Annotated in this window: 5 protein-coding genes and 1 pseudogene; 1 reads left to right on the top strand and 5 read right to left on the bottom strand. The window is 69.4% G+C overall.

Annotation, left to right across the window (positions count from 1 at the left end):
• Nucleotides 1-146 precede the first annotated feature (146 nt).
• Nucleotides 147-1,706, bottom strand: coding sequence for an alpha-L-arabinofuranosidase B (locus ACWD3D_RS27840; protein WP_451463536.1), 1,560 nt, complete (start codon nucleotides 1,704-1,706; stop codon nucleotides 147-149).
• A 1,011-nt stretch (nucleotides 1,707-2,717) separates the two neighbouring features.
• Entirely contained in the window at nucleotides 2,718-3,257 is a 540-nt protein-coding gene (locus ACWD3D_RS27835) for a hypothetical protein (RefSeq protein WP_451463535.1), read from the bottom strand.
• A gap of 657 nt (nucleotides 3,258-3,914) precedes the next feature.
• On the opposite strand from ACWD3D_RS27835, the gene ACWD3D_RS27830 reads away from it, so the two are divergent.
• Complete coding sequence (locus tag ACWD3D_RS27830; RefSeq protein ID WP_451463534.1) at nucleotides 3,915-4,670, top strand: non-ribosomal peptide synthetase; 756 nt, start codon at nucleotides 3,915-3,917, stop codon at nucleotides 4,668-4,670.
• A gap of 166 nt (nucleotides 4,671-4,836) precedes the next feature.
• Here the strand turns inward: ACWD3D_RS27830 and ACWD3D_RS27825 are convergent, their stop codons facing one another.
• From ACWD3D_RS27825 to ACWD3D_RS27815, 3 genes and pseudogenes are all read right to left on the bottom strand, one after another.
• The gene (locus ACWD3D_RS27825; RefSeq protein ID WP_451463533.1) at nucleotides 4,837-7,212 is read right to left on the bottom strand and encodes a GH92 family glycosyl hydrolase; all 2,376 of its coding nucleotides are present in this window, start codon (nucleotides 7,210-7,212) and stop codon (nucleotides 4,837-4,839) included.
• A gap of 211 nt (nucleotides 7,213-7,423) precedes the next feature.
• A complete protein-coding gene (locus ACWD3D_RS27820) occupies nucleotides 7,424-8,986 on the bottom strand; it encodes a mucoidy inhibitor MuiA family protein (protein WP_451463532.1) in 1,563 nt (520 codons plus the stop codon).
• Between the two features lie 8 nt (nucleotides 8,987-8,994).
• A pseudogene (locus ACWD3D_RS27815) lies at nucleotides 8,995-9,426 on the bottom strand (DUF4139 domain-containing protein); the annotation flags it as partial.
• Nucleotides 9,427-9,532 lie beyond the last annotated feature (106 nt).

The raw sequence follows: 9,532 nt of genomic DNA, 5'->3' as shown, positions 1-9,532 counted from the left end.
GAGCGACTTCGCCCCCCGGGTGCACCCTAATGTTCTGCGAGTGAGGCCCGGGGTGGCGGGGGGGGGTGCCCTCGGGGACGGCCGCCCGCTCCTCACGTGGTCAGGGAGTCCAGCCTCCTGTGGTCGGCTGGTCCGGACTCCAGTGGTCAGGGAGTCCAGGCGGAGACGACCGCCCAGCTGACGTCGTCCGGCCAGAGGGCGGCGGCGTCGAAGGTGTTGGAGCCGCCGTTCGAGGCGACGTATCCGGTGTTGTTGAAGTGGCGGATGTAGCGGTCGGCGAAGTTGTACGAGACCAGTGAATTGCCCTGGCCGTTCACGCCCGACTGCGAGCAGAAGGTGGCGTCATTGGCGAAGAGCGCGCTGTTGTCGTTGGCGTGCAGGTAGAGCTGGTAGTTCTGGTGCCGAAGATAACTGCCCGGCGTGTTCTTCGACTCGAAGGACCGGCAGGCGCTGTTGGCCAGGCCGGGCCGGACGATCCAGGAGGCGTTCGCCTTGTCGGTGGCCGAGCTGGCGGAGCTGACCACCGTGGTGTTGACGTTCGCCCCCGAGTGGCTGAGGTAGCTGGTGGTGCAGCAGGAGGTGGTCGCCCGGAGCGACACCGAGGAGCCGCTGTTGAGGGCGGTCCCGCCGCCCGAACCCTGCGCGTAGCCGGCCGCGACGATGTTGGCCTGGACGGAGTTCTCGGTGGCGTCGGTCGGATAGCCCGAGGTCATGACGCCCTCGTAGAAGGTACCGGCCGCGCTGACGCTGTTGTCGCCGCCGATGCCGAGGATGATGGCGCCCTCCTTCTTCATCGGGTTGTAGCCGGAGGCGTTCGGCCGGACCCCGTTGTAATAGGTGGAGAGCGAACCGGACTGGGCGTTGCCCGCGCGGATGGACCAGTGGTTCGGCTCACCCTTGACGATCGCGGTGAGGAAGCGGTGGCTGACGGTGGGGTCGTTGGCGTTGTATCCGGTGTTGACTCCGGAGAACAGGCCGTTCTCCAGGTCGGCCATCACCCAGGGGCCGTTGCCGGCGCCCGAGCCCCAGCCCTTGCTGTTGCCGAAGTAGATGGCCTCCATGGTGCCGTTGCCGTTGTCGAGGCTGTTGGTCTCGGCGTTGCCGTAGTCGAAGCAGCAGCCGTCGTTGTAGTGCGTGCCGTCGAAGAGCGCGTACATCCCCTCGGCCTTGTCACCGGTCGCGATGCCGTTCGTCGCGTTGTTGCGGTAGCCGGTTCCGGGCGAGACGAAGACGCCGTAGGCGCGGTTGCCGTTGAGGGTGACCGGCGCCATCGTGGCGTTGGCGAGTTTGTCGTAGCCGCCTGCGGCGGGGCCGCTGAACCCACCGGGGGGAGCCTGGGTCAGACGGTTGTTGCGGCCGGTCTGGTCGTAGATGACCGTGATGACGCAGCTGGTCCCCGCACAGAACGAGTCCTGCGCGGCGGCGTTGGCGTACCCTCCGGCGCTGAGTACCCCGATGTCACGAGTGGTGCTGTCCGAGGCGCGGCGCACCTGGTACAGCGCCCCGTTGTACGAGCCGTACAGCGCGCGGGTGGTGCTGTGCGCGGCGACGCACGGCGTACCACCGGCGGCGTACAGGTCGCAGGGCTGGGACGTCGCGGCCTGGGAGACCGCGGTGCCCGAGAGGGTGCCGGCGACGAGCACGCCGACCAGGGCCGCCGTCAGCGCGGCTGCGCGGCGGCGGAAGGCGGACCGGAGTCCTTTCATCACTGTCCTCGTTTCGTTGATGGGCCGGGGAATTACCGAAGGGCGGACCGGACTCCGAGCGCCTTTGGCCGGTGCGCGGAGAGCAGGAGAGACACCACGGGCAGCACGAAGTTCCGGGCGGGGCGTTCGGGATACGTGTAAGGCGGTGCGCGCACACCCGACGCTCCCTGAAGCAGGGGCACGTCGTTCGGCCGTGGAGCCAGGTCCGGACGGCGTGTGGGGTACGTCGTCAGGCGAGCGGGTCCGCCCGGGCGCCCGTCGGCGCGGAGCTGCGCCCGGTGCGGCGACATGGCCGTGTCGCACGCGGTCGGGGGCAGCGGGGGAGGCGCGGTTCCTTGCGTTGTCGCAGGTCAGGCCGTGGAGTGAAATTGTTAGCGCTAACAATTTGGAGGCGGCGTCGAGTGGGGGGAGGGGCGCTTGGGTGGCACAGACGCTAAACCGGCGGGGCGGGGCGCGCAAGAGTTTCGCCCGATTCCCCCAAGTCCGGTTGTCCGTAAGGGCGTTCGATACACTTCCGCCTGGAGGCCGGCCCGGGCGCGGGGTCGGAGAGAGCACGCCCCGGTGGCGGTCGGGGGTGACTGTGGTCGTCACGCGACGTGATTCGGCCAGTGTCCCGGAATGCGGATCCATGGTCGTCCTCGCGGATGTCGTCGCGCTCCTCGGCGTGTCGTCGCCGGTCCGTAGGGTGTGCCGCGAGGCCGCAGGACGGCGTCCCGACGTAGGAATGCCCCATGAGGGAAGCGCGGTTGACGTGGCGGCGACTGGTGGAGTGGCTGGCGGCGAATGCGCCGACGACCGCGCCGTCGATCCTTGCTCCTGCTCCGCAGGCGGCGAGCGCTGCGGCCGAGGAGCGCACGGGCGTCGGTTTTCCCGGCGTCGTTTTCCCGGTCGAGCTTCGGGCGTGGCTCCGGGCATCGCGGGCGGACGGCGACTCCGGAGGTCTCGCGGAGAGTTTCGTGCCGGGCGATCGCCACTTGAGGGGACTCTCAGAACTCGAGCGGACGTGCCACTTCAAGATGGATATCGAGCGCGACGACCCGATCCGGAGATCCGGAGTTCCCCTTCTTCGGGACCCTGTTGGGGGGCTGGAAACTTCTCCTCGAGGAAGTCATGGACAGCACGGATACGCTCCCTCCACTCGCTGCTCCGGATTGTGGCGTCGTCCACGACCACGGGTTTCTGACCAGCCATGTAGTACCCGTAAATCTGTGCAAAAAGTGTGTCCGAGAAGAGCCTGTCGAAGTTGAAGATGCCCTCGAAAGCCAGCCAGGCGACTACGGAATCCTGCTGTGTGCCACGGCAAAGAAGTTTCTCGCCGACCTCGGCGAGATGCCCAGGGAGGGATTCGAAGGTCAGATCGTACTCCCAGACTTCCGGAAAACGCTTGTCCCCAGGGTCGACCTCCAGGCGGTAGGTGCCCACGGATGATGGTGCGTGTCCGTCGAGTTCAAAAGCGGACTTGGGTACCGGCTTCTCGCTCGGGTCAAGTACGAAGATACTGAGGACGGCGGGTCCGCTCCAGCAGATTGCCTCCTCGATCCCGTTCGTCATTCAGGTTCCACTCCGTCACTCCGCGTTCGGAACCATGAATCCTAGCATTGCTTCCAAAATTACTTCTTTCCGGGATGGGGGGTTGCTGACCTCACATATGGACCCTCTGGTCGGATTCTCTACGGTGGGGGGTCCATCGGCGATTCCGTTGCGCTTTCGTCAACCGATGGGCGGCCACGCGCAGGCGGGGGGGATGAAACCGGAGTGAAGAGGCGGCGAGCGTTGTCGGACCGAGTTGGCATGATCGCGACCATGAACAGGACTCCGACCACTCCGCCGCGACCGTTCGACGTTGCCGCACTCTTCCCTCGACTGGGCCCGCGGGCACGTACGGCGACCCGGTTGCACCCTCGCCCCGGGGCCCCGCTACCGCAGGACAGTTCCATCGGCGGACCGCTGCTGTGGCCCGCCGACGAGCCGTGGCCGCACTGCGAGGGACCCCACGTGAGGAATGCGACGCGCCCTGCTCTGTCCCCGGCGGACGTGCGGCAGGAACGACAGATCCGTGCCGCCTCGCGCGACAGGAGCTTGACCGCGCGGGAACGAGAGACCCTTCGCCGGATTCGTCCCCCTCGGGATCATCGGCCGGAATCGGTGCTCGCCCCGTACGAGGGTTCCATGGCGATGCTGCCTGTTGCTCAGTTGTACCGACGGGACGTGCCCGATCTGCCCACACCTGAGGGAGCTGACCTGCTCCAGGTCCTGTGGTGCCCCTTCGACCACCCGGCCATGCCCAGGACCGCGCTGTTCTGGCGGTCGGCAGCCGCGGTCACGGACATCCTGGCCACGCCCCCCGAACCGCCCGTGATGCGGTCCGCCGGCTACCTGCCCGAGCCGTGCCTGCTCAACCCGGAGCGGGTCACCGAATATCCCGACCATCTGGAGTTGAGCAAGGAACTCCGGCAGCAGCTCGGGACCTGGAGCGCATGGCGGGCAGCGGTCACGGATGTGGATGACTACGCGTCGTCCCCGGAGCTGTATTACGACCGTGAGTTGGCCGGCGCGCCCGGCTGGAAGGTCGGCGGTTGGCCTCGCTGGGGCGCCACCGACCCCACACCCCGGCTCTGTACCGCCTGCGGCAGCGACATGGACGCACTGCTGACCATCGCCACGTTCGAGGGAGAGGACGGCAGCAGCTGGCTCCCGGACGAAGTCCGCGAAGACCGGGAACGCGCCGGTTCGTCCGCCGGCCACACGGGGGCTGAGGGCCAGGTCGTGATCGACTTCTTCCGCGCCCGAGGCATCGAGGTGCACGACCGCGGTCGCGTTCGGCGCGACGCCCGCGTCGCGCCCCTCAGCACCAAAACCGCTCCGAGGCAACCGACCGCCGTCGAAATCGCCAGCGGCTACGACCAGCAGCTCTACGTCTGTCCGGTATCACCGGAGCACCCCCACTCCGAGTTGATGCACTGAGGCGGTCCCGCGACGCGCGGTGGATCGCCCCCGCTCCCGGCTGGGCCGCGTGCCGGGGGCGGGTGCGGGGGCGTCCCACCGGACCTGAGGTCGCGTCACCCGCGACGCACGGCGGGGGTGCCCGGCCGGGTCGTGGTCGACTCGGCCGGACACCCCCGGGGGGCCGTCAGCGCTTGGCGGCCGTGGCGCCCATGGCGGGCGGGGCGGCGTTGACGCCCCAGGTCGTCGGCTTCTCGGAGAGGTTGATCCGAATCGTGCCGGCGTGCAGCAGGTTCTCGTGGGAGAGCCAGCTCTGGCGCAGCTTGCCCTGGGACGTGTTCACGGAGGACACGTACTGGAGCTTCGACGCGCTGGCGCCGGGGGCCTCGATGCTGATCGTGCGGCCGTGTTCCGGCCGGATCTCGACCTTCTCGAACATCGGTGCGGTAACGACGTAGTTGGCGGAACCGGGCTGGACCTCGAAGACACCGGCCATGGCGAAGACGAGCAGCGACGAGGTGGCGCCGAGGTCGTCGTTGCCGGGCATGCCGTACGCGTCATCGGTGAAGAGGGTCCGCATCGCGCGCAGCACGGACGAGGTCTTCCACGGCGAGTCGGTCCACGTGTACATCCACGGGGTGTGGAAGTCGGGCTCGTTGTTCGGGTTGAAGGCGAAGTTGTTGTGGTAGTCGTACGCCCCGGTCACCCAGCTCTCCTTGGCGGCCTTCGCCGGGTCGGCGAGCACGGTGGGCAGGTCGAAGAAGGTGTCGAGCCGCTGCTCGGCCTTGTCCTTACCGCCCATGAGGCCGTAGAGGGTCTGCGGGTCCTGCTGGGCGAGCCACTGGTACTGCCAGGCGGTGCCCTCGTGGAAGGCGCCGGACTGGGTGGGGTCGGGGTCGCCGGCGACGGTGCCGTCCGCGTTACGGGTGACCGGGAAGCCGGTGAACCCCTGCGACGTCACGCCGGAGTCCCAGAGCGTGGAGAAGTTGTCGCAGCGCGAGGCGAGCGTCGCGGCCTTGTCCCGGTAGCCGAGGCCACCGGCCATGGTGGACAGCGCGCAGTCGGCGAGCGCGTACTCCAGCGTGGCCGAACCGGCCTGGCGGCTGTCGCCGTACGTGTAGCCGGGCAGGTTCTGGTAGGCGACCCAGCCGTTCTGGACGTACGTCGGGTTGCCGTCGCGGCCGCGGAAGAGCGACTGGTCGGCGGGGACCTCGTTGACGTTCTTCCAGAGCGCGTCGAAGAGCTGACGCGAGGTGCTCTTGTCGAGCAGGCCGCGGTTGTAGAGGTCGACGACCCACGGTGTGATCGGGTCGCCGCTCATCACGTTGGTCTCGCCGCCGCCGAGGCCCCAGCGCGGAACCCAACCGCCGTCCTGGTAGATGTGCAGCACGGACTTGGCCATGTCCGTGGCCTTGTCCGGGTTCAGCAGGGCCACCAGCTGGTTCTGCGAGCGGTAGGTGTCCCAGAGCGAGAACATCTGGTAGTACGTGGAGTCCGCGCGGTGCACCTGGTCGTCGAAGCCGCGGTAGCGGTTGTCGACGTCGGAGCCGATCGACGGGTGCAGCAGTGAGTGGTAGAGCGCGCTGTAGTAGGTGCGCTGGTCGGCGGTGGTGCCGCCGGCCACGCGCATCCGGTTCAGCTCGTCCTTCCAGTCGTCGTGGACGCCGGCGCGGGCCTTGTCGAACGACTTCGGCTGCTCGGCCTTGCGGTTGAGGCGTGCGCCGTCGACCGAGGTGTAGGAGAGGCCGACCGACGTGCCGACCTGGTCGCCCTTCGTGGGGTCGAAGGAAAGCCAGGCGCCGGCGCGCTTGGTGCCGCGCGTCGCTTCGCGGGCGCCCGGGGTGAGCGTGTTGTCGGACCAGGTGCCGAAGGTCGAGAACTTCCGGTCGAACTTGGCGCTGAAGAAGATCCGGTAACGCTCCTTGCCGGTCTCGCCGCAGAAGTTGCCGCCCTGGAGCCAGCCCTCCACGGTGTCGTCGCCGACCACCTTGATGTCACCGGCGTAGGTGCTGCCGTTGCTCTGGCCGGTCTCGATGAGCACGTTCTCCGAGTCCGAACCTGCCGGGAAGGTGTACCGGTGCTGGCCGGTGCGCTCGGTCGCGGTGAGCTCGGCCTCGATGCCGTTGTCGAGCTTCACGCCGTAGTAGCCCGGCGAGCGGGTCTCGTTGTCGTGGCTGAACTTCGCGCCGTACTGGGCCGGGTCGGACGAGGTGACCGCGCCGGTGGTCGGCATGAAGCGGAAGTTGCCCATCGTCTGACAACCGACGCCCGAGAGGTGCGTGTGGCTGAAACCGAGGATGGTGTCCTGGGCGTAGTCGTAGGAGGCGTACTTGTTCAGCTGCGTGTCGGGGCTCAGCTGCACCATCCCGAACGGCGCGGAGGCCCCGGGAAAGGTGGTCCCGTCGCCGTTGTTGCCGATCGACGTGTCGACCAGCGTGGTGGGGTCGGCGGCGAACTTCGCTCCCTGGGCCCGGGAGTTCGCGACACCGGAGGTGGCGGAGGCCGCGACCATGGTGGTGGCGATCAACAGGACGCCGAATACGCGTTTTCTCAGCGCTTTCATCGCATTCCTCTCGTACGACAACGTTGTCAGAGTCGAGCCCGATGATCTTTGCCGTTCGGACATGGTCCCGTCAACCCGCGGACGCCTTGGTTCCGTTCTGCTCCGGCGCCGCTTCCGTTCCGCGTCCGCCCCGATTTTGTTCCGCGTCCGCCCCGCGTCCGCCCCGCGTCCGCCCCGCGTCCGCCCCGCGTCCGCCCTGCGTTCGCCCTGCTCAGACCCCGGTGACCTTGGCGCTTGCCGACACCTCGTAGACCAGGGTGACCGTGCGATGCCCGCCGGGCGGGAGGGAGACGTCCCAGCGGACGATGCCCTCGGCGTCGACCGCGTCCGGCGCGGGGGAGCAGCCGTCCTTGCTCAGGTGCACCTCCACCGCGGAGACCTCCGAGACCGGAACGCGCTCCCGCAGGACGACCACCCGCTCGCCCTCGTCCCCAGGGGCCGAGAACCGCGACAGACGCAGCCGTACCGTCCGGGCGACCACGGTCCGCTGGGTGATGCCGGTGGTGTCGCGGGACTCCTCGGTCTCCCGGACCACGTGGAAGTCGTCGAGGCTGCCGAAGGCCAGCTCGGCCGGGCCGCCGGGCGCGGTGAAGTCCAGCGTGCCGTGCCCGCCGAACCCGCTCCCGCGGATCAGGTCCACCGGACCCGCGAGCAGCGCGTGGCCGGAACGGTTGTCGAACCGCACCACTCGGGTGACCAGCGGGGACAATTCCGGTGCGCAGGCGTACTCGTCGCGTGCGGGGGTGGTGAACGAGGAGAGCGGTACGCGGTGGGCGCGGCCGTCGCCGGGCACCGAGACCGGCGCGGGAGACCTCAGGACCCGCGCCTCGCCACCGTCGTCCACCCCGGGCAGGCCCAGCACCGGAGTGGGGCCGAGTGTCGCGATCTCCTCCTCGCGCAACTCCACCTCGACCGTGCGGCGTTCGGCCGCCGGACGGTCCTTCAGCGTCAGCCGGTCCTCGGTCAGCCGCGGTGGCGCTCCCGCCGACGCCGAGCGGGCCGTCGACAGGGTCAGCGGTACGTCCGACCAGTCCTCGCCCGTCCGCTGCCAGACCACCGCGTCCGTCTCCAGCGTCAGGGACCCCCCGTCGAGCACGGCCCGGTAGGCGGGCCGCCACAGTGCGCACGGGGTGAGGTGGGTCAGGCGCAGCCCGGCCGGCCCGGCGGCCCCGGCCTCCACGGTCAGCTCGATGTGGCCGACGAGCTCGGCCGGTTCGTCCTCGGTGAGGACCATGGCCCTCTCCGCCTCGCCGAGTTCGTCGGCCAGAGCTGCCAACCGGGCCTCCACGGAGCGGAGTCGCTCGCCGTACGTGTCACGTTCGTCGTCCACCCGGTCCAGTTCGCCCGCCCAGCGGGACTGTTCGGGCTCACCGGTGCCGGCTCCCTCGCCGATGTCACGCAGCAGATCGGCGGCGAGACGGCCGAGCACGTCGAGACGGGTGCGCAGGCGGTCGCGCTGCCGTTCCAGGGACGGCCGCTCCTCTTCGAGGGCGCGCACCCGGTGGCGGAGGGGAGAGTCCTCGTCGGTGAGCGGATGCGGTCCGCGCGGTGTCCAGGTGCGGACGATCCGTACGTCGAGGACGGTCGCGGAGTACGGGGCGGTCAGTTCCGCGTGGAGGCTCCGGTCGACGGCGAGCGCGCTGACGGGGCCGAGACGGAGCCGCTGGACGCCGGGCACCAGGTCGAGCACGGCGGTGCGCTCGACGTGGGCCCGGTCTTCCAGGCAGGTGACGGCGGTGACGGGGAAGGGAAGAGGCTCGGGGGCCGTGGACATGGCGGGTGTCAGCTCCTGCGGTTGCCGCCGACCAGGGACTTGCCGGTCGGTATGCGGATCTCGTAGCCGCCGTCGAGTGCGGCAGTGGCCCCTGCGGCCAGGTCCAGGCGCCAGACGCGGGTGCCCGCCGCGTGGTGGTCGGGCCCCGCGCCCTCCACGGGCACGGTCCAGTCGGCCCGCTCCTCGATCCGCACGTCCGGATCGGAGGTGACGGGCACCCGCTCGTGAACCTCGACCCGGACGGGCCGCGCGAGCCCGTTGGCCAGCTCCACGCGGACACCGTGGTTGAGCACGGTGGTGTTGCCGCGCAGGCCGGAGGTCGACTCGTGCAAGTTCGTGCGCCGGGTGACGCGGATACCCTCGGCCGGCCCGAGCCCCACCCGGCGGACGGCGCCCGGGGCGAGCGTGGGCAGCGCGGTGGTCAGCAGGAACTCGTCGTCGGACGAGGACGTCCAGCCGCTTCAGCCCCGCGACGACTACGTCCTGCGCCGACTGTGATCCGACATAACCCACGATTCCACACATGTCGGCACGATAAGGCGGGAG

The sequence above is a fragment of the Streptomyces sp. NPDC002690 genome (genome assembly GCF_053592415.1).
Note: the sequence above shows the minus strand (reverse complement) of the source record. Positions and strands in the feature narration are given on the sequence as shown.